This is a genomic window from Mycobacterium haemophilum DSM 44634 (assembly GCF_000340435.2).
Classification (GTDB): Bacteria; Actinomycetota; Actinomycetes; order Mycobacteriales; family Mycobacteriaceae; genus Mycobacterium; species Mycobacterium haemophilum.
Genome location: NZ_CP011883.2, coordinates 2,157,734 through 2,178,628 on the forward strand (window position 1 = coordinate 2,157,734; position 20,895 = coordinate 2,178,628).

18 protein-coding genes and 2 pseudogenes are annotated in these 20,895 nt (G+C 62.5%); 13 read left to right on the forward strand and 7 right to left on the reverse strand.

Annotated elements, in window-relative coordinates; genetic code table 11:
- Nucleotides 1-169: 169 nt before the first annotated feature.
- Nucleotides 170-706: a MerR family DNA-binding transcriptional regulator gene (locus tag B586_RS10165; RefSeq protein ID WP_082129605.1), complete on the forward strand. Its 537-nt coding sequence runs from the start codon at nt 170-172 to the stop codon at nt 704-706.
- A complete protein-coding gene (locus tag B586_RS10170; RefSeq protein ID WP_054880028.1) occupies nt 703-1,038 on the forward strand; it encodes a YnfA family protein in 336 nt (111 codons plus the stop codon). The genes B586_RS10165 and B586_RS10170 overlap by 4 nt, the downstream gene beginning before the upstream one ends.
- 124 nt (nt 1,039-1,162) lie before the next feature.
- Here B586_RS10170 and B586_RS10175 read toward each other — a convergent pair whose 3' ends face one another.
- From B586_RS10175 to arsM, 3 genes are all read right to left on the reverse strand, one after another.
- The gene (locus B586_RS10175; protein ID WP_156166553.1) at nt 1,163-1,405 is read right to left on the reverse strand and encodes a hypothetical protein; all 243 of its coding nucleotides are present in this window, start codon (nt 1,403-1,405) and stop codon (nt 1,163-1,165) included.
- A gap of 146 nt (nt 1,406-1,551) precedes the next feature.
- Complete coding sequence (locus B586_RS10180) at nt 1,552-2,076, reverse strand: hypothetical protein (RefSeq protein ID WP_308207709.1); 525 nt, start codon at nt 2,074-2,076, stop codon at nt 1,552-1,554.
- A gap of 222 nt (nt 2,077-2,298) precedes the next feature.
- Nucleotides 2,299-3,120 (reverse strand): arsenite methyltransferase, encoded by an 822-nt coding sequence (arsM, locus tag B586_RS10185; RefSeq protein ID WP_054880026.1) that lies wholly within the window; start codon nt 3,118-3,120, stop codon nt 2,299-2,301.
- Nucleotides 3,121-3,176: 56 nt separating this feature from the next.
- On the opposite strand from arsM, the gene B586_RS10190 reads away from it, so the two are divergent.
- The 5 genes and pseudogenes from B586_RS10190 to B586_RS10210 all read left to right on the forward strand — a co-directional run bounded on the left by B586_RS10190 (nt 3,177) and on the right by B586_RS10210 (nt 7,672).
- Nucleotides 3,177-3,572 (forward strand): ArsR/SmtB family transcription factor, encoded by a 396-nt coding sequence (locus B586_RS10190; protein ID WP_047316136.1) that lies wholly within the window; start codon nt 3,177-3,179, stop codon nt 3,570-3,572.
- 124 nt (nt 3,573-3,696) lie between these two features.
- Nucleotides 3,697-4,932 carry an FAD-dependent oxidoreductase gene (locus tag B586_RS10195; RefSeq protein ID WP_082607577.1) on the forward strand — a complete coding sequence of 412 codons (1,236 nt, stop codon included), beginning with the start codon at nt 3,697-3,699 and terminating at the stop codon, nt 4,930-4,932.
- Between the two features lie 10 nt (nt 4,933-4,942).
- Nucleotides 4,943-5,941, forward strand: a complete 999-nt coding sequence (locus tag B586_RS10200) for a Gfo/Idh/MocA family protein (protein ID WP_054880977.1) — start codon at nt 4,943-4,945, stop codon at nt 5,939-5,941.
- Between the two features lie 698 nt (nt 5,942-6,639).
- Nucleotides 6,640-6,879 (forward strand): annotated as a pseudogene (locus B586_RS10205) (CoA transferase); the annotation flags it as partial.
- Nucleotides 6,880-7,192: 313 nt separating this feature from the next.
- A complete protein-coding gene (locus B586_RS10210) occupies nt 7,193-7,672 on the forward strand; it encodes an MPT63 family protein (protein WP_054880024.1) in 480 nt (159 codons plus the stop codon).
- Nucleotides 7,673-7,856: 184 nt separating this feature from the next.
- On the opposite strand, the gene B586_RS10215 is transcribed toward B586_RS10210, so the two are convergent.
- The gene (locus tag B586_RS10215) at nt 7,857-8,807 is read right to left on the reverse strand and encodes a LysR family transcriptional regulator (protein ID WP_211141478.1); all 951 of its coding nucleotides are present in this window, start codon (nt 8,805-8,807) and stop codon (nt 7,857-7,859) included.
- A 127-nt stretch (nt 8,808-8,934) separates the two neighbouring features.
- On the opposite strand from B586_RS10215, the gene B586_RS10220 reads away from it, so the two are divergent.
- Nucleotides 8,935-10,059, forward strand: coding sequence for a sulfite oxidase (locus B586_RS10220; RefSeq protein ID WP_047316111.1), 1,125 nt, complete (start codon nt 8,935-8,937; stop codon nt 10,057-10,059).
- A 17-nt stretch (nt 10,060-10,076) separates the two neighbouring features.
- On the opposite strand, the gene B586_RS10225 is transcribed toward B586_RS10220, so the two are convergent.
- Complete coding sequence (locus B586_RS10225; protein WP_054880022.1) at nt 10,077-10,694, reverse strand: hypothetical protein; 618 nt, start codon at nt 10,692-10,694, stop codon at nt 10,077-10,079.
- A 332-nt stretch (nt 10,695-11,026) separates the two neighbouring features.
- Here B586_RS10225 and B586_RS10230 point away from each other — a divergent pair, with 332 nt between their 5' ends.
- The 5 genes and pseudogenes from B586_RS10230 to B586_RS22015 all read left to right on the forward strand — a co-directional run.
- Nucleotides 11,027-13,849, forward strand: a complete 2,823-nt coding sequence (locus B586_RS10230; protein WP_054880021.1) for an MMPL/RND family transporter — start codon at nt 11,027-11,029, stop codon at nt 13,847-13,849.
- A 246-nt stretch (nt 13,850-14,095) separates the two neighbouring features.
- The gene (locus B586_RS10235; RefSeq protein ID WP_231584677.1) at nt 14,096-15,322 is read left to right on the forward strand and encodes an FAD-dependent oxidoreductase; all 1,227 of its coding nucleotides are present in this window, start codon (nt 14,096-14,098) and stop codon (nt 15,320-15,322) included.
- An 8-nt stretch (nt 15,323-15,330) separates the two neighbouring features.
- A complete protein-coding gene (locus B586_RS10240) occupies nt 15,331-15,927 on the forward strand; it encodes a DUF4389 domain-containing protein (RefSeq protein ID WP_054880976.1) in 597 nt (198 codons plus the stop codon).
- 41 nt (nt 15,928-15,968) lie between these two features.
- A complete protein-coding gene (locus B586_RS10245; protein WP_156406749.1) occupies nt 15,969-16,565 on the forward strand; it encodes a class I SAM-dependent methyltransferase in 597 nt (198 codons plus the stop codon).
- Between the two features lie 168 nt (nt 16,566-16,733).
- A pseudogene (locus tag B586_RS22015) lies at nt 16,734-17,264 on the forward strand (PPE family protein); the annotation flags it as partial.
- Nucleotides 17,265-17,621: 357 nt separating this feature from the next.
- Here the strand turns inward: B586_RS22015 and B586_RS10255 are convergent.
- Complete coding sequence (locus tag B586_RS10255) at nt 17,622-20,120, reverse strand: ABC transporter permease (protein WP_054880020.1); 2,499 nt, start codon at nt 20,118-20,120, stop codon at nt 17,622-17,624.
- 17 nt (nt 20,121-20,137) lie between these two features.
- Entirely contained in the window at nt 20,138-20,812 is a 675-nt protein-coding gene (locus B586_RS10260) for an ABC transporter ATP-binding protein (protein ID WP_414738739.1), read from the reverse strand.
- Nucleotides 20,813-20,895 lie beyond the last annotated feature (83 nt).

The following is a 20,895-nucleotide window of genomic DNA, read 5'->3' on the forward strand; positions in this document are numbered from 1 at the left end:
GCTGGCGTGAATTCGATTATTCAGCAAGTGCTTTAGCGGAACAACTAGCTAGCATCGGGTTGCTGCGCGGTGATCGGGCCGCCGTGCGGCACGGCGACTCCGCCGCAATCCACCTATCACGGTTGACCTTTAGGTCGGGTCGAAGGTTTACCGTCGAAGGGTGACGGTGATGCGTATTTCGGAATTTTCCCGGCAATGCGGGGTGCCGGCCTCGACACTGCGGTACTACGAGGATGTTGGTTTGCTGCCAGCTACGGAACGGACCCCTGCGGGCTACCGGCTCTACGACGAGCATGCTCGTCAGCGACTAATGTTCATCGAGGCGGCGAAACGTCTCAAGTTGTCGCTATCGTCAATCGGCGAACTACTGGCCGTGTGGGAATCAGACACCTGCCGCTCGGTCAAGGGCCAGTTGCGTCCCGCTCTCGACGATCGTATTGCCGAGGCCGATTCCGCCATCGCCGATCTGAAACTGCTACGCGACCAACTGGTCGCCGCACGATCGCGGTTGGATGACTTGCCTGATCGTGACCACCGATGCGATCCCGACTGCACCTTTCTCCACGATAACAAAACGCTCTCGCTTACCAGTTCGCTGGACGGCGTGAGGCACCGAGGCGGCACTGAGACACTCACCGCTCCCGAACATGCCCAGCAGATCGTCGCGGACCTCACCGGCGGCTCCTGCAACGGTGAACTGTCATGACCGTTGCCAAGTCGATTGTTCTGTTCGTGGTTGCAGCATTGTTCGAAATCGGTGGGGCCTGGCTGGTCTGGCAAGGTGTGCGCGAGCATCGTGGCTGGCTGTGGGCTGGCCTCGGTGTTATTGCGCTGGGTGCTTACGGGTTTGTCGCCACCATGCAACCCGACGCCCATTTCGGCAGGATTCTTGCCGCGTACGGCGGGGTGTTTGTCGCTGGCTCGCTTGGCTGGGGGATGGCCTTCGATGGATTCCGTCCCGACCGCTGGGATGTCATCGGTGCGCTGGTCTGCTTATTCGGAGTCAGCATCATCATGTACGTCCCGCGGTCGCACTGAATCGGTGGCCCAGGGGTGTGGGAACGCCCAACATCCCGCAGATATCGGAAAACCCAAACGGCGTCGAAAATTATGCTGTGCCAATCGGACTCGGAACCTGACAACTCTTTGGGTCAGGTGGTGGTCAGCCGTCAAGCGACTTCAAGAGGAGCGCTTTGATCTCGGCGGCGGATTTTTCGAGTGCACTAATGCGCTGGTTGGTGTTTTGGGCGATGGATTCGGCCGAGCCGAGCCGGGTGATGAACTCCCTCAGCGCGTCACCAAGCACACTTTGAGTAGCTCCAACAGTCTTAATCACTCCGAGCGCGTCGGCCAGGGACGCCTCCATGGCCGCGATGCGGGCTTCGAGATCTTCCGGGTTGGGCATCTTGGCATCGTATGCGCTTAGCGGTGGCAAGGACTCCATGGAGCAGGATTACCGTGGCCGATGCGGAGCTGGACCGTCGCGGCGACAGGCAAAGTTGACTTCAGCTCGAGCCCTGCTTGAGCGCCTTTAGCGTCGCGAAAGCGAAGTCAGCGCTGCCGACAACGCGGCCACCGTGTCGCCGTCAAGTGGCACCTCTGCTTCGGCGGCGATAACCACGTCGACGGCGACACGCCGGCCGCATTGGCGGTTTCTGCGGCGGTGAGCTCGGCGCGATGCCTGGCCGCATACAGTCGCTGCCCGAGCGTGGCCCCGGGGGCGCGCGCCGCGCGCAGCATCAAATCCGTGTAGCACCTACGGACCGCGCTGAGGACCAGCGCGACCTCGGGCGCCCCTTTGGCGCTGCGTGCCGCGCCAGCGGCGACCGTCTCCAGCTTCCGCAAATCCGTGAGAATGTTGGCAGCACGGCGGCCGAAGTCTGCCTCAGACGCCGCAGGCAACAACTCGATTGCGTTGTTGATGGTGGTGAGCGCCACTTCAACGGCCTCGGCCATCAGTGGGGCCCGCACGGAGTTGGCCAGGGTCGCCCTGCGTGGCCAGCGTCGGCCCTTCTCAAAGTCGATCAGCGCACCCGCATTCACAATTCCGTTGCGGGCCAAATGGCGTTGTGCCAACTTGAGTTCTTCACGACGGGCGGTTACCGCTGCGCCCGCGCGGGCGACTCCGGGGTCGATCGCTTCGAGGGTCTTGGGGGCGTCCGGTTCACGTTGGGGCGGCGGCGCTGCGGCGAGATAAGTGAATGCGACCGGTCATCCTCGATGCGCACCTGTGCAGGAGAGCGTTTTTCCTTCTAGCTGGCATAACTCCTTGCTGTCGAAGTCCAGTCGCCGCGACACTTATAGTCTGTCCAATTCCGTAGCACTGCCGCCAGAGGTCGGGCTGTTCGCCGCCGGCTTGGTGGCGCGGATGATCGCGGCGTGCAATCCGTCGGCGACCCGGTGCGTGAAAGTGACTGAGGAATCGGCGAATCCGGCCGCAGCCAGCCCATCGAGGTATTCCTGCATGGACAGGGCTCCGGCGATGCAGCCAAAATAGGAGCCACGCTCGGCTCGGTCGGCCGGGGTGAGATGGTCTTCGGCAACAACGTCAGAAATCCCGATCCGTCCGCCGGGGACCAGCACGCGAAACATCTCGGCGAGCACAGTGGGCTTGTCCGCCGACAGGTTGATCACACAGTTGGAAACCACCACATCGACGCTGGCGTCGGGCAGCGGAATGTCCTCGATGGTGCCTTTGCGGAATTCGACGTTGGTCACACCGGCTTTGGCCTTGTTGGCCGCAGCAAGAGCGAGCATTTCATCAGTCATATCAACGCCGTAAGCAAATCCTCTCGGGCCGACCCGGCGGGCCGAGAGCAAAACGTCAATCCCGCCGCCGGAGCCCAGATCGAGTACGCGTTCGCCCGGTTGTAGGTCGGCCACCGCAAGCGGATTGCCGCAACCAAGGCTCGCCGCCAGTGCCTCGGCTGGCACTTCGGACTGTTCACCAGCGCCGTAGAGCGCGGCGCCGAAGCTGTCATGGACCTGGATCGGGCCGTTCGACCCGCAGCAACTTTGGGCGGTGAGCACATCACCGTTACGGGTGCCCGCGGCCACCGCCCTGGCCGCTGCGCCGTAGCGAGCCCGCACTTGCTCGCGTAGCTGATCGTTGTCCGTCATCCTGCCACTCCTTACATCGACAATCATCGATGCGATATAGCCTGGCCTATCCATCGATGTCTGTCAATACGTATGGCAAGATAGGCACTGTGCCCCCGGCGAACGCTCAGCTGCTCACCGACCTAGCGACGTGCTGCAGCCCAATCACAGGTGCGCTGCTCGATATTGCGGCCGCCGAGCGGTTGGCTGGGGTGCTCAAGGCGCTCGGCGAGCCGACCCGGCTGCGGCTGGTGTCGCTAATCGCGGCGCATGAGGGCGCCGAAGCGTGCGTGTGCGATCTGACCGATCCGGTGGGCCTGTCCCAGCCGACCGTCTCCCACCACTTAAAGGTCCTCGTCGACGCCGGGCTATTAGACCGTGAGCAGCGTGGCAAGTGGGCTTACTACCGCCTGGTGCCCAACGTCTTGGACGCGTTGGCTGGCATGCTGGCCAATACTCGTCGCTGCTGCTAAGACAAACTCAGTCGTGCGTTTCACCGGAGGATGCCGTCTCTCCAGCACAGCAATCCAGGTCCGGACTGGGCGTCCGACCACGTGCTGCCGCCAAACCAGTTTGCGGACCCTATGCTGAGCGCTAATGGCTGAGACAACCACGTGCGCGATTGTCGGCGGCGGCCCGGCCGGGATGGTGCTCGGGCTCTTGTTGGCTCGGGCAGGCGTAGCCGTCACCTTATTGGAGAAGCACGGCGACTTCCTGCGTGACTTCCGTGGCGACACGGTACATCCGACCACGATGCGGCTGCTCGACGAACTGGGCTTGTGGGAGCGCTTTTCGGCGTTGCCCTATAGCGAGGTTCGCAAGGCGACATTTGAATCGGGCGGACGCTCGGTGACATACATCGACTTTGAGCGTCTGCGCCAACACCATCCGTTCGTCGCAATGGTTCCGCAATGGGACCTGTTGAACCTGCTGGCCGAGGCCGCCCAAGCTGAGCCGAGCTTCACGCTGCGGATGAACACCGAAGTCACCGGGCTACTGTGGGAAGCCGACCGAGTTGTCGGAGTGCGTTACCAAGGATCCGAGGGCGCGGGCGAGCTGCGGGCCGAGTTGACCGTTGCCTGCGACGGCCGGTGGTCGATCGCTCGTCGTGCCGCCGGACTCAAGACACGGGAATACCCAATAAAGTTCGACGTGTGGTGGTTCAAGCTGCCGCACGAAGCCGCTGCGGAATTCTCGTTCTTGCCTCGCGTTGCACCGGGCAAGGCGCTTGCCGTGATCCCCCGCGAAGGTTACTTCCAGATCGCTTACCTCGGGCCCAAAGGCACCGACGCTCAGTTGCGCGCGAAAGGTATTGACGCATTTCGTCGCGACATCGGCGCACTAGTGCCCGAAGCGGCGGGCGGGGTGGCGGCGCTGACGTCCATGGACGACGTCAAGCACCTCGATGTCCGGGTGAATCGGCTGCGGCGCTGGCACACCAATGGGCTGCTGTGCATCGGCGATGCTGCGCACGCGATGTCTCCGATGGGGGGAGTCGGCATCAACCTGGCGGTCCAAGATGCAGTGGCGGCCGCGACCATCTTGGCTGAGCCCCTACGGCGACATCGGGTCACCGATCGCGATCTGGCGGCGGTCCGCCGGCGCCGCGTTTTCCCCACCGTGGTGACGCAAGCGTTGCAGCGGGTGCTACAGCGAGGGCTGCTCGGCCCGCTTCTTCGCGGCGAGGAACTCGCCCCGCCGGCGGCGCTGCTGACGGCGGTCGAGAGGCTGCCGTGGCTCTCCGTTGTGCCCGCCTACCTTGTGGGCGTTGGCATCCTGCCTGAGCATGCCCCCGCATTCGCGCGTCGCGACTCGGGCCGAGGCAACTGCTAGCGTCGAGTCGGTGTCTGAACATGCAGCTCTCCTCCGAATCGGCGTCCTGGGCGCGGCCCGCATCGCACCGTTGGCGCTCATTAAACCCGCCAAGGAAAGCGTCGAGGTCATAGCGGCGGCGGTGGCCGCACGGGATGTGTCGCGGGCGCGGGCATTTGCCGCGAAACACAACATCGCCCGAGTGCACGAAAGCTACGAGGCGCTGATTGCCGATCCGGACCTCGACGCTATCTACAACCCGCTGCCGAATGCGTTGCATGGCAGGTGGACCCGAGCAGCACTGGCCGCCGGCAAGCACGTGCTGTGCGAAAAGCCATTCACCGCCAATGCCGCCGAAGCCCGTGAGATCGCCGACCTGGCCACGCAGTCCGACCGGGTGGTGATGGAGGCGTTCCACTATCGCTACCACCCATTGACGTTGCGTGTTGAACAAATCATCGCGTCGGGCGAACTGGGGACGCTTAAGAGGGTGGAAGCGGCCCTCTGCTTCCCGTTACCGAAGTTCTCCGATATCCGCTACGACTACTCCTTGGCGGGCGGCGCGACAATGGACGCCGGATGCTATGCAGTCCACATGGTCCGCACGTTCGGTGGTTCAACCCCGGAAGTCGTTTCAGCGCAGGCGAAACTGCGCGATCCGCGGATCGACCGGGCCATGACGGCCGAGTTGCGGTTTGCCGGCGGGTACACCGGACGGGTTCGGTGCTCGATGTGGTCGTCGGATCTGCTGCAGGTCAGCGCCAAGGTAATTGGCGATTATGGTGAAGTCCGCGTGCTCAATCCGGTCGCGCCCGGGTATTTTCACCGGCTTTCGGTCCGATCGGCCGATGGCAGGCGTGTGGAGCGATTGTCGCGCCGCGCCTCATACGCGTATCAGCTCGATGCTTTCGCCGCAGCAGTATTACGCGGCGAACCGGTCAAAACAACGCCCCAGGACGCGGTCGAGAACATGACCGTGATCGATGCGATCTATCGCGCCGCCGGTCTCCCGTTACGCGAGCCGAGCTGAATGAACTGAAAGTGATTGGCGCCGTCAGCAATTGCTGGATCCTGTAGAGATCTCTAAAACAACCGGCGTGCGGCCTGGGCGCATGGGCGGAGGCCGTCGATCGTAGCTTTTGCGCGCCGGAGCCCAATTGATGGTGGGTGGCCTGACTTTACGTATCCAGGTTTCGTCATCGATCCATGCTGCCGAGCAGGCCCTCTTCGCTCGCGCCCCGGGCGGTCGCAACAGTCGTTACCAGCCGGAAGGAGCAAAGAGATGTACTTCGGAGCGTTACTACCGGAGACTAACTCCGCCAACATCTATGACGGCGCGGGTCCGTATGAGAAGTGGCCGCTTGCCCTCGTCCGGAGCAGCCTCCGCAGATCACCAACGAGACCAGGTTGGTTCAGCAGAGCGTCGCGGGCTAGCAGGCCAAACAGGTGACGAACACCGCTACGCTGCACAGCAGATGCCACGTAGCCGATTCTTTCTTCGACGCGACATTCGGTTGGGACGGTGAGGTTTTGCTCGCACTACAAATGTAGAGCAGCCTCGTGGTCCAACGTAACGGATCCACGTCCGTCGCCACGAAAGCTATTACTGATGGCCCGATCTGCCCGCCGCAGCCTGGCGACGAAAGCCTAACTCTGCCGAGCGTCGCCGCGACCTCTGTGATGCGGCGATCCATTGGCTGATGACGGGGCCAAGGGATTGAGCCATCTGCTGAGGATCTCGCGCACCGGCTCCGCGTGGCGGGACTGCCGGCGAACAAGATCGCCACATCAGTCGATGTGATTGGTGATCAACAGTTATGGGATCGCGAGCTGTATCGGTTCGTTACCGATCACCGTGAAGGTCAGCGTCCGATACTGGGACCGTCGTGGCCGATGGCGCGCGCCCAAGCGCGGATTGTCCGCGGCGCACCCGACCTGGGCGAGGACACGGCATACCTGCCTCAGTGAACACCAATCAGGATTAATTCAAGCAATTTATTTAATTGGCGGCGAGGTCGGCAAAGAGCTGGCGGCCAGGTCAACGGGGGTGAAACGTCGCGCCAGGTCGGCGACCGTCGTAGCAATGCTGAGCAATTGGACAGCAAAGGGATGTAGTCCAAATCCTGGGCGGCGAGAGTAGCGCACCGCTACGATCCTCAAGGGGCCTCATGCACCAGGGAATTAGGTCGCTCAAGGTGCGTTTTTACTCATGTCGGGTTCGTCAAGGGGTATTTAGGGTATTAGTTAACAGATCGTCATTCGAACGAACTGGGAGGGCACAGTGAAAATCACGAGGATGATCGTGACGGCATTGGCAAGCGTGATCACGGCCGCGGTCGGTATCGCCAGTGCGCCGATCGCGTCAGCCGCTTATCCGATCGTAGGCAAACTCGGTAGCCCACTGACGATGACCGACACCGTTGGTCAGGTCGTCCTTAGCTGGCAGGTCAGCGGGCTCAAGCCCAGCACCGACGTGATGCCCGGCTACGCCGTAGCCGGCGATCTGTGGGAGGCCACCGCCACCGTCAATGCAGTTCGGGGCTCCGTCACCCCCGCCATCTCGCAGTTCAACGCCGTCGCCCCCAACCAAGCCGCTTACCGGGTTCTGTGGCAAGTCGCCAGCCCGGTCAACATCAGCGGCGCCACCATTCCCCAAGGCGCAGAATCGACCGGAAAAATCCACTTCGACGTCACCGGTCCACCGCCGACCACCATCACTATGAACAACGGCATGGAAGACCTCATGATTTGGACGCCATAGCCGACGCCGCAACCAAGCGAGGCGCCACGAATTCCAGGGGCGGTGGTGGGTTTACGCCTGCGGAACATCAATGGCACCATGGTTGAGAACACCGATATTAGGTGCTTGTAGTGCAGCCGGCTTCCCCGACAAACTGAGCAACAATGCGACGGTCGGGGGGCCGGTGTGCAGGTCTACTGCAGATTCAGGGTAAACGCGAGTCGTTGCTTGCGATGTGAGTAAGCAGGTCTCGGGCTGCTCCGGCAGGTGGAGTACGTCCGCCCACCCAAACTGCTCGAAGCTCCCGTGCCAAGTTCAATTCCGGGACGGCTACCGTGCGTAGACGTCCGATCGCAAGGTCGTCGGCAACCGTCAGTCGGCTCATCACCGCGGGTCCTGCGCCGGCGACAACGGCAGCGCGCACCGCAGCAGCAGAGGACAGTTCGAGCACCGGTTGCACTTGCGACGAGGAACCCCCCAACGCTTGCTGTAGCGCAGCGGTCAACGAATCGCGTGTCCCCGAACCGGTTTCGCGTGTGACCAGTGGCGTTTGGCTTAGTTCTGCTGCGCTGAGTGGGCGCTGGCGGCGCGTCCACTTGTGGTCAGCCGGGACGACGACCACCAGCTCATCGCGGGCAACCACGCGATGGCGCAAGCCTGCTGGCAGATAGGGTGTTTCGATAAATCCGAGATCGGCTGCTCCATCGCGTACGGCGGCAATCGCTTGATCGCTGTTGGTGGCGGTCATGATGACTTCGGGCGTGATGGTGCCCTGTCTATTCGCCGCAACCTGCAGCGACACCAACCAGCGCGGCATGAGCTGTTCGGCGATTGTGAGGCTCGCCGATACCTTGACGCGTTTGCGTCTTTCCGATCGCAGCGAGGCCAGCCCGGCGTCCACGTAGTGGGCGACGTCGAGCAATCTCTCGGCCCACTCGGCGACAACGACTCCGGCAGGCGTCAGCCGCGATCCGCGTGGGGTCCTGACGACTAATGCCACGCCGGTTTGTTCCTCGATTGAGGCCAATCGAGCCGATACCGCCTGCTGTGTCAGCCCAAACTCTCGGCTTGCGGCACCCAGACTGCCTGTCCGGGCGATCGCCAAGAAGATTTCGCACGCCGACAAGTCGGGCATACGAGCGCTGAGGGGCGGCATTTTGCTCCTTTGCCGGCCAGCCTACATGGCAGCCGGGTGTGATCCCGATGAGACACAAGTAAAGCTTGTGGGTACACAAGACCGAACCCTCTAGTGTTAGCTCGGCAATTGGCGAACGATGTCTAGCATGAGAGCGATCGCACAGACCGTTGCGAGGTGGGGTAAGCGCGACGACATGATCGTCCGTGGCCACCTACCGTTCAACGCCGAGCCCCCGGCAGCGGTGTTGGCCAGCAGCGACATCACTCCAGTCGATGCGTTCTATGCCCGCAACCACGGCCCGATTCCGGAGATCACACCGCGGCAGTGGCGGCTGACGGTCGACGGCCTCGTCGACAAGCCGGTCACCATCACCTACCACCAGTTGACCACTCAATTCGCCCAGCACAGCGTGATAGCGACGCTAGCGTGCGCCGGTAATCGGCGCGCCGAGATGCTACAAGTCCGACCGATAGCCGGCAAAGACCCGTGGGCCCACGGGGCGATTTCGACCGCGGAGTGGCACGGTGTCCGTCTGGCGGACATCCTCGCGGCTGCGGGAGTACGCGGCGGGGATGAGCTGCATGTTGCCTTCGAAGCCCCGGATATAGCCCAGGAGGCTCGGCCCGTTCAGGCTTACGGCAGTTCGATTCCGCTGAGTAAGGCGATGTCGCAGGAAGTGCTGCTGGCGTGGCAGATGAACTCCCAACCGCTTCCGCGTGCCCACGGTGGCCCAGTTCGGGTGGTAGTGCCCGGGTATGTCGGCGCCCGCAGCGTCAAGTGGGTCACCGCTGTCACCGTGCAACGCGGTCCATCGGAAAACTATTTTCAGGCCCACGATTACCGCATTTTGCCGCCGGACGTCGATCCGGACACCGTCGCGCCGGGCGAAGGAATTTCGTTGTCCTCGCTGGCGCTCAACTGCGACATCCTCGACCCCACCGACGGCGACGAAGTACCGCCGGGGGAGCTAACCATCCGCGGCTATGGGATCGCCGGTGATGACCGCAGCGTCGAGCGCGTCGACGTCTCTCTCGACGACGGGCTGACCTGGCGACAAGCCAATCTTCACCCCGCGCCCGGTAAATGGGCGTGGCGGCAATGGTCACTTACCGTCCGGGGCGAATCAGAAGTCCAGTCGGGGCCATTGAGCATCATCGCGCGGGCCTGGGACGACACCGGTGCTCTTCAGCCGGAATCAGCGGCGTCCCTGTGGAATCCGCGAGGATACGGCAACAACGCGTGGGCTCGCGTCGCCGTCAGCGTGATGTGAGGAGCTCAACCTCCACATCAACCGGCGAGTCCCTTTTTGACGGCCGCGTCTTGCTTTTGACCGACGTCAGTGACGAAGTCCGGCGGCGCAAGCGACTGCGGCGGGCCATCGAATTCCAGCGTGACGAGGGCCTTGCCCTCGGTGAACAGCAGTATTGTCACACCTTTCGTGCCGTCCGGAGACAACCCGGTCAGCACCGTTCCGTCGGTGCCGACGTTGGCCGGGTTCGTGGCTGGGTTTTTGACGGCGTTAGCTTGCCCGGTCTTTGCCGAGTTCAGCGCGTTCGTCGCAGCGGCAGGATCCGCCAAGATTTGGATAGTGTCGTGAATGACGTGGATGTCGTCTTGCGCGCTGAACGTCGTTGCAACGCCCGGTTGGCCGTTCGGATTGTTTGTCGGCGGGCTTGCTGTGAAGGATACCGGCGCGTCGATGTCGGTCGCCTGGATCAGCAGCCCGCTGTAGTCGGTCGACTGTGCCGGAGCCGAAGAAGTCGGCGCCGAGCTGCCGGTGGTCGCGGCCGAGGTGGCTGACCCTGACTTTGCCGTCGACGATTGATTGCTGCCGCAGCCTGCCACCGACACCGCCACCGCTATTGCGGCCGCTAGGCCGGTGACCAGCGTCTGAGAACTCCTCATTGCGTTGTCCTTCTTCCAAGACTGCTGTTAGGTGACGTTGTCGCCGAATCGCACAGTACATCGCTTCGCGGATGGCACGTTTGGCCGACTCGCGGTGGGGTAGTTATTTGGCTGCCCCGCGGTGATCACGGACCCTCGTTGCTGATCGCTGACCAGCGTGGCACGGAATGGCTCCGCGTTGTCCTAACCAGCGAACAGGCGAAAACCAAGGGAAACCCCTGTCGATCTGGTGCTCGAGGTGATTGAATGAGCCAGCGAAGTCGATATATCACAGATGCCAGACGGGACGAAGGTGATGCACCGGTTGAACGGCATTAACTACCGAGGATGATGTGGTAACCGGCATTGCGCGATTTGCGCATCGTTATGCGCTATGGATCATTGGCATCTGGCTTCTCGCTGGCTACATCGCCAATAGCGTTGCCCCACAATTTGAGCAGGCGATCGCAGCCCAAGATCGCCCGTACCTGCCGTCCAGCGCCGCCAGTTCGCTTGCCGCGCAACGGTCAGGATCGGCGTTCTCCCAAGAAACCACCGACAACGTCGGATACCTAGTACTCGAACGGCGCGGGCCGCTCACTGACGGCGACCAGGCGTTCTACAACCAGCTGATCGCGGCGCTGCGCAGCGATTCCCGTCATGTTATCCAAGTAGTGGACTGGTGGAGCGTCCCCGGGATCGCTGATGCGGCTCTGAGCAGGGACCGCGAGGTAGTGACGGCGATCATGCACCTATCAGGCATGCTCGGAACGTCCCAAGCCAAGGAGGCAATAACCGCCGCGCGGGGCATAGTGGCACGAAGTCACGCCCCCGACGGTTTGCACGTCTTGGTCACCGGCCCCGGCGCCACCATTGCGGACGAGTTCGCGGTTAGTGACAGACAGTTGCAAGTCACCAGGGCGGCGATGCTCGCGGCGCTCCTCGTGCCGTTTCTGATCGCCTACCGGTCTCTGATTGTGGCGATGGTTCCGATGCTGTCGGTCGGCCTGGCCGCAGCGGTCGCCAGGCTGATTGTTGCTGTCCAAGGCGGCAGCGACTCCACCGCGGTTTCAATGTTTTCCGTTGCGCTTGGCGACGCGGTGGTGCTCGGCGCCGGAACGGGCTTCACGATTTTCCTGATCGGGCGTTACCACGAACAGCGTCGGAAAAATATCGCCTCGGCGCCGGCTTTAGCAGCCGCATATCGCAGCATGACGCCAGGCATCGTGGGCTCCGCACTTGCTGTGGCCGCAGCGCTGGGATGTCTGAGTTTCTCTCGAATCAGTATGCTCCGCACGACCGGAATCCATTGCTTCACTGGCGTTCTCACAGAGATGCTGGCAGCGCTGACGTTGACGCCAGCGCTCATCGCGCTCGCGTACCGCGCTGATGTGCTGAAACCGCGGCGTCAGGGGGTACCACGTCGCTGGCGGCGCATCGGCGTCGCTGTGGCACGTCGGCCCGGGTCGATCTTGGTAGGCGGCAGCGCCTTGGCACTTGTTCTGGCAACACCACTGCTTGGTATCCGAATCGGTTGGGACGAAGCCGCGGCCACCCGGGCTAAAGCTGAATCCAGCCGTGGCTATCAGATAGTCAACAACCACTTCGGCGCGAACCAACTGCTGCCCGACGTCGTCACAGTCGAAACCGACCACGACATCCGCAATCCTGCTGGTCTGATCGCCGTTGAACGAATCACCGGCGCGGTCATGGCAATACCCGGTGTGCGCATGGTCCAGTCAGCGAGTCGTCCCAATGCCGCCCCACCCCAGAACACTTCCGCAACCATTCAAGGGGGGTATCTCAGCGATCGGCTCGACGAAGCGTTCGACCAACTCACATCCGGTCAGGCAGTGTTTAGCTATGTCGAGGGCGCGCTCGGTGAAATAGTGACCGCGTTGGATGGTATCCAGGATGGGCTGCTACACGGCACCGCAGGGATTGGGGAAGTGAATTCTTCCGTCAGGAAGATGCAGAACGCGATACCCAAGCTTCGGAGCAGCGTTGGTAACGTCTCCGAAATCTTCGACCCGCTACGAAGTTTCACCGGCCACACTCGGGACTGCCGAACGAACCCATTCTGTTTAGCTGTCCAAGACGTGGTGCGATGGATAGACACCGTCGTTGTCAGCTCCGTGAAACTTGCCGATGCTGCAGGACAGCTTGCTGACGGTGCTGGGGCATTCGCGGGGGCGTTAAACGGCATACCGGGCTTGAATGATGCCGCCGGCCAGCTGCAGCAGGCACAAGCTGCCGCTGCAAACTACCGAGCGCTGATGAACAATGTCGGCCCGCCAATGCTCCAAGTATCCCGTTATCTACACGACCTCGCTGGTGTGTTCCAGGGGGGCCCCAACACCGGTTTCTCGGCCGCTGGCAAGGATATAACTGACCCGAATACCCGGCCCGTGTTTGACAATTTCATGTCACCGGACGGACGTGCCACCCGACTGCTCGTCTACGGCGACCGCGATGAGTGGACCGGTGACGGCGCCCAACGTGCGCGCGTCATCGCGGCTGCCGTACGTGACGCGACGAGCGAGGGCACACTCATTCCAACCGCCGTTGAACTCGCGGGCGTTGGACCGGCCACCCGGGACCTGCAGGATATGGTGCGTGGTTATGAGACCTTGCTGGTAGCTATAGCTCTCGCAGTTGTCTACGGGATCATTTCCTTACTTCTGAGAAGCCCGGTAGCCGGGTTCGTCGTCGTTAGTGTCGTCGCGATGTCGTATGCGTCCGCGCTTGGTGCCAGTGTGTTGATTTGGCAACATCTGCTTGGCCATAACGTGCATTGGTCGGTGCCGCCGATCGCGTTTATCCTCGTAGTGGCCGTGGGCTCGGGTTACAACCTGTTGTTGGCGCTACGCATCCGCGAGGAACTTCGTACCGGGCCGCGCATCAGTATCATCCGAGGGTTGACCGCGACAGGTGAGGTAGTGACGACCGCCGGAATCGCGTTCGGGGCAACAATGCTTGCGCTGGCCACGATTGGCATGCTGAGCGTGGCACAGATCGGCGTCACCGTTGGCATCGGTCTGGTCTTGAATATCTTGGTGGTGCGCAGCTTCGTGCTGCCGGCAATCATGGTCTTGCTGGGACGCTGGTTCTGGTGGCCGCGCCCATTCATCGACACCGTGCCGGTGACTGCGCGTTTGCCTGCCCGAATCGGGTAGGCAAACGGAATTCGATCCCGGTCTTTGGAGGGATACTCGAACTCAGCGCTTGGAGTGGGAGTTATTGCGCGACAATCACTTCGGTACCTGCGAGGAAGCGCGTCACGGGATCGCCGTTTGGGTTGACAGTTACACTCCAACCACGGGTCCGCACACCGCCAAGTGTCAACAGGTCTGTGTTGTTTGAACCGAATCTCGCGCGCTTACGTATCCAACAGAGTGAGGAGCCGAAGCGCGGTGTCCCAGGTGCTGTCGGTAGCTCCAGCGCTTCCGGCGCGGACGCTTCGGGTGCTTGTGGTGGGCGCCGGGGTGAGCGGCATTTCGGTTGCTCGCGGACTGCTGCGGGACGGACATGATGTCACCGTCTTCGACCAACGGTCGGACGTGCAGGCCGGCGGCGGCGCCGTGACCATTTGGTCCAATGGCGAGACGGTGCTGCGGCAGCTAGGGGTCGATATGGATCGGGCTGGTCAACTGCTGTCTAGCGTGCAGGTGATGACATCGAAGGGTCGCCGGCTGGTCACCTTGGACGTGACCGCGGTGGTGAACCGGCTGGGTGCACCTGTTCGGATGGTTCCACGTCGGGTCCTGCTGGAAAGGCTGCTGGACGGCTTTCCGACCTATCGCATCCGATGTAACTCCCGGGCGGTTGGTGTCGTGACCACCCGCAACGGCGTGCGGGTCGAATTCGAAGACGGCAGCTTCGCCGAAGGAGATCTATTAATCGGTGCCGATGGCCTGCATTCGGTGATCCGAGATGTCGTCGGAGCGCATGACGCGAAGCCGACCGGGTGGTGCAGCTGGCAGGGGCTGATCACGCTACCAGGCCTTACCCACAACCAGGACGCAATGATCATCATCGGCGAACACGGAAATACCGGGCTGTGGCCAGCCGGCGGCTCCGAGCTGCAGTGGTGGTTCGATTTGCCGTGGTCCCACAACTTCGTCAGACCACAACGTCCGATCGAGGTAATTCGGTCTAACTTCACCGGATGGTCCGACTCGGTCGATCGGGTCCTTGCGAAGTTGACCGACGATGATCTGGCCCGCTCCCCGTACCCGCACTTTCGGCATCCGATTCCCCGGATGGGCCAGCAAGCGGTGACATTGCTGGGCGACGCTGCGCATACGATGCCGCCCACCCTCGCACAAGGAACCAATCAAGCGCTGCTTGACACAATGGTGTTGTGCAAGGCACTTTCGGATCTCCAAAAGCGAACCAACGGTAACTTCGGCGATCTCTCGAGCGCGCTGCGCTGGTATGAGAAGACCAGGCGGCGTAAGGTCCAGGCGGTGTCCCGAGTGGCTTCGCTACAGGTGTGTCACGGTGAGGCTGTGCTGTGGCCGGCAACGTTTGTCTCGGACCGGTTCCAGACCTGGGCGCTGATGACGTTTCTGCGTTGGACAAGTCATCGCCGGATGTCGGCGGAGATCAGCCGGACCATCGCGGCAACAGTGCCGGCCCCGTCTTGAGCATGGCGATGAACGGCCCGCGTGACACCGTACGCGTACGAGGCGGTATCGACGCGCCCTCGCGTTGGCTTTGGTTGGTCAAGTGGTGCGTGTTGGCCGTGCCGCACTACCCCATATTGATACTTCTGTACCTGGTGTATCCGCTGCTGACGATCGTTGCCGGTGTCGCGATCCTGTTCACCGGACGGTATCCGCGTCCCCTCTTTGACTTCAATGTCGGGGTGCTGCGCTGGTCGTGGCGAGTTATGAACTACCGGTTTCCGATGAACAGCACTGACAAGTACCCGCCTTTCACGCTGGCTTCTCGGCCCGATTATCCAGGTGATCTCGAAGTCGACTATCCAGAGCAGCTCACGAATTGGGCGGTACTGGTGAAGTGGTGGCTGCTGGCGCTGCCTCAAATTCTTCTGTGCTGGGCGATGGAGCCCCTGCTGCAGGTGTTGTGCGTCGTGGCGGCGGTGTCGTTACTAGTCACCGGCATGATCCCGCAAGGAATGTTTGAGCTCCTCATGGGGATCGTTCGATGGCGTTATCGTGTAGCCGTGTACGTCTCCTTGATGAGCGACGACTATCCGCCGTTCCGACTGGACCTAGGAAGCCAATAACGCGCGCTAATCCATTGTTTCCGTACGCGTATCGACTCGGTATGCCGATTTTCGAACGACTGTTCTATAACCGGTATCGTCGAGAGGCGATGACCAATGCCATCGGCCGGCTGCTGATGGTGGGTCTCGGCCCTGGAACCGATTTGATGTTTCTTCCGCCCGCGGTGACGTCGGTGGCCGCAGTGGAGCCGGTGGCCGCGTTCCGACGCATGGCTTCCGCTCGGGCTCGCAGCCGCGGGATTGCGGTCGACATCGTTGATGGGACTGGGGAGTCGATTCCGTTCCCGGACAGCAGTTTTGACTCCGTGCATATCGGGCTGGTGTTGTGCTCGGTCCAGGATGTGGCCGCTACCCTCCGCGAGATCCGGCGTGTGCTGGTGCCCGGAGGGAGGTTGGTCGTCCTTGAGCATGTCCGCGGGGAGGGCGCAGTGGGTCGGTTCCAGGACCTGATCGCAAAGCCTTGGTCATGGGTGGCTGCCGGTTGCGAACCGAATCGCCGAACCGTCGACTCCATTGCCGCAGCCGGATTCGATACCGGAGGACTGCGCAGCATTCCCCGAACCCCAGTGCCGTTCCCGTGCAAACCCCATCTTCAAGGATTCGCCACTCTGGTCGGCAACGTCAATCACGATGGTTGAGATCGGCATCGAGTCGAGCCGTATCGAACCTTACTTGAACGCATCCAGTTTATCCAAACATTGACATATTTCTTCTGCCGAGATATACGCTCAGCCAGTACGGTGATAAACGCGGCGGAATATGGCTGCGGCGGGGTTTCGAAAGCCAGTTACGAGGGGACTATGCTCATGAATTTTTCAGTGTTGCCACCGGAAATTAATTCGGCGCGGATGTATGTCGGTGCGGGATCCGGGCCATTGTTGCAGGCGGCAGCGGCCTGGGACGCGTTGGCTGGCGAGTTAGGCTCGGCGGCGGCCTCATTCGGGTCGGTGACCTCCGGGCTAGTGGGCGGGCCATGGCAAGGCCCGGCGTCAACGGCGATGGCGGCCGCGGCCGCCCCCTACGCGGGCTGGCTCAACGCGGCGGCCACCCAAGCCGCTGGCGCGGCCGCGCAGGCCAAAACGGTGGCCTCCGCGTTTGAGTCGGCGCTGGCGGCCACGGTCCATCCCGCGTTGATTGCGGCCAACCGCAATCAACTGGTGTCCCTAGTGGTTTCGAACCTGTTTGGGCAAAACGCCCCAGCGATCGCCGGTGCCGAGGCTCAGTACGAGCAGATGTGGGCGCAGGATGTGGCCGCAATGGTTGGCTATCATTCCGGGGCCTCAGCGGCCGCCGGGCAGCTAGCGCCGTGGCAGCAATCGCTACACCACTTGGCCGGCAAGCTGGCCGCAACACTGGGCCTTAGCCCCGTCACCAATCCCGTGGCCAGCGACCCAGATTTAATGAGTCAAACCACCAATTTTGGTCCGCTCACCAACACGTCGCTTGCCGATCCCGACGACAATAATTTCGTTGCGACTATTTTCACGACCCCACTCTTTACTGATACATTGACTTCGGGGTTTGAACCCACACTAGGGCTGGGGGCGCCCGGGCAGACAATCAACACATTCCAAAGTCCGGTCCTTCCGTTCTTGAATAACACCATCGCCGTTCCCGTCACGGATCCGTTGGCCCCGTTATTTACTGCACTTCTTCCGCTGGGCTTCTGAGGGCACCGTCCACGGGTGGGGAGCTCACTCGACGCCGACAGCCTGGATGATGTTCAGTCGCGCTGCACGTCGCGCGGGTGGCACCGAACCCAGCAGGCTGGTCGCCAGCGCCCCAATAGCGAACACGAGCGCCATCGAGCTGGGCTGGAAGTCGACGTGGAAATTCATCATGTCGCCGCTGACGAGACTGAACAGCCACTGGTCCGCACACCCGAACACCAGCCCCAAAACGCCGCCGATGACACCGATGCCCGCCGCCTCGGCCAGCACCATCTGCAATGTGAACCGACGGCTGGATCCCATCGCCCGCAGCACGCCAATTTCACGGCGACGTTCAAGCACGGAGAGCGTCAACGTGTTCAGTAATGCCACGGCGGCCACGAACACGACGATGATCCATACGGCGTTGGCGATGAACATGCTCTGCTTCATCGGGGCCTCGAGGCCAGCCAACTTGGTGCGACCGTCGTAGACGTAGTTCGGGGCGGGCACCACGGCGCGGACGTCGGTCAATAAGTGATTCGGACTCGTACCAGGTGCTGCCGTGATCTGGAGTGTGGTCGCGACCGGGCGGTCAAACCACGCCCGCATCTGATCGAGGCTTATCCCGACGGTGTCGATGACCGTAGCGAAATAGGGCACCAGGGCCAGCACAGTTGTCTGCTGGGCTCCATGCGGTGTTTGCATGCGCAGCTGATCGCCGACTCCGACGTGCAGCGTGTTGCCCAGGTTTTTCGAGAGCACCACGCCCCGACCAGCGAGTACTTCGTTGCGTACCTGTTCGTCGAGTGCCCGGTAGAGCGCATCGGCGGTTCCGGCGGAAAACCCGTCGAGCATCACGCGCGTGCCACCGATCTCGGCGAACCCAAACGCGCCCTCGACGACGTGTGCGACGCCGGGCAGCACGGTCAGCATGTCTGAAAGACCTCGCGGCAGAGCGTTAGTCGGGTAGCTGTCGGGAGGATCTGCGCTCACCCACACGGCGGCATCGGCGACTGGCGCGAAGATGCCCCGTGCCGAGCGGATCATATCGGCGTTGGTACCGGTAATCGCGACGGTCGTGACAACCGCGATCAGCACTGTCATCACCGTCGCCCACACTCGTCGCGGAGCTCGCTCGATGGTGGCTGCCGCAAGGGCGCCGGCAGCACCAAATACTCGGGCCGTTGCGGCGGTGGTTTTGACGATGGCCACAGTGAGCGCGAAGCCAACTGCGATCTCGGTGCCAAACACCGCCGACATCGCGACAAAGGCCAAGACGCCTCGTTGGTTGACGACCACCAGGATCGACGCTACGAACACAGCGATGGCTCCCACCCCACTCCCAATCCGGAGCCATCGCGGCACGCGGTCTGCGGCCGAAACCCCGACCGGCGCCAACGCCTCGATCGGTGACACCTTGTACACCTGCCGCACTGCCATCGCCGACGCCGCCACGCTGGTCAGTGCCGTGGCTACGACCGCAACTGGTATCGCGTAGCCAGGCAGAAAGTACTCGACGCGGGCTTCCAGACCTTGGGTCATAGCGGCGGGAAGTCGGCCAATCGCACTGCGGCCCAGGCCTATTCCGATGCCTGACCCGATGGCCCCGCCGATCACTGCGAGGATTGCCGCCTCCGCCAGCATGTCGCGAACGATCGTGACGCGGCGGCCGCCGATCGCGCGCAGCATCGATATGACCGGCCGGCGCTGGGTGATCGCCATGGTCATGGTGGTGTAGACCAGGAACGCGCCGACCACCAGGGCAACCACCGCGCCCATCAGGGCCATGTAGTTCATCATCTTGACACCATCACCGGCCCGCGTTGCTCGCAGACTCGGATCCGCCACGATGGCTCGGCCGTTGACCGCGGTGGTGATCGCGGCGCGAACTTGAGCAAGATCAGCGCCAGGTTTGGTGGTGATCAGAATCGAGTCCAGCTGGCCCTGCCGCCCGGCAATGTGCTGCGCCAAGGCAAGTGGGGCAAGCACATAGTGTCCGCCATTGAGATCCGCGAGCCGCTTGCCGCTGAGTACCTCGGTGACCGTGACCGTCTGCGAGCCAAGCTGGAACGTCTCGCCGTTGGCGTGACCGACACCTGGCCCAACACGGACCCCGTTCGCGGGCCCGGATGGACTGGTTAGCTGCTGTGCTGCCGCCCCATCTTTCAAGGCATCCTGCAACGCGCCACCCAACGCGGCAATGCTGGGATCTGCACCGAACAGCAGAACCGGCCCCGCCGCCATCGGCGCAGACATTCGGATCATCGGTGCCGCGGTTGCGACGCCGGGAACCGCGGCTACATCGGCCGTTATCGTGTCGGGAAATCCCGCGTCGGTGATACCAGACACCTCGAGCGCCGCGATGCCGGCGATCCCATCGGCGAGCCGATGGACCGAGCCAGCGATCGACCCAAAGATGCCGAATACCCCAACCAGATACATTGTGGATACTGCCATTACGGCGATCGATGCGATCGTACGGCGACGATGCACGCCAAGTTCGCGCAAGCTCAACAACCGCAGACGGCTTGTCGCCGCCATTAGCGCTGAGCCCAGTCTCACCAGCCGACCACCGACAGCTCGTCGGAACTGACCCGACCGTCCTGCATGGTGATCACCCGATCGGTGGCCGCCGCGGCCTCCGAGTTGTGGGTCACCATCACCACCAGCCGACCGCTGCCAGCGTCGTGTGCCACCTCGGCAAGCAGTGTCAAGATCGAGGCACCCGTTGCGGAATCGAGGTTTCCGGTTGGCTCGTCGGCGAGGATCAGCGGTGGGTTCATCATCAATGCCCGCGCCACCGCGACCCGTTGCATTTGCCCGCCGGACAGTTCGGCCGGTCGGTGCTGGGCCCGGTTACCCAACCCGACCCGATCCAGCAGCCGAATGGCATCTGGTTTGGCTTTGCCCAGTCGGACACCGTCGAGCAGCTTGGGGACTGCTACGTTCTCCCACGCCGACAGGGTCGGTAGCAGGTTAAAGAACTGGAAAATGAACCCGACGTGATGATGGCGGAACGCTGACCGCTGCTGGTCGCTCAGGCAGCCGATCTCGTCGTCGTTGAATCTGATCGATCCGGAATCGGGGGAGTCCAATGCACCGAGCAGATGCAGCAATGTGCTCTTGCCGGCGCCCGACGGCCCGACGATCGAAACGAATCGCCCGCCCTCGAGCCGCAGGTTGATCGCGGTGAGTGCCCGCACCGGTTGGCCGCCGACGCGGTACTCACGCATCACGTCGCGGAGCTCGACGGTCAGGGCCCGCGCGGCCCCCCAGGAGATAGCGACTGGTGTGGTCATGATCCTCCCGCGAGGGC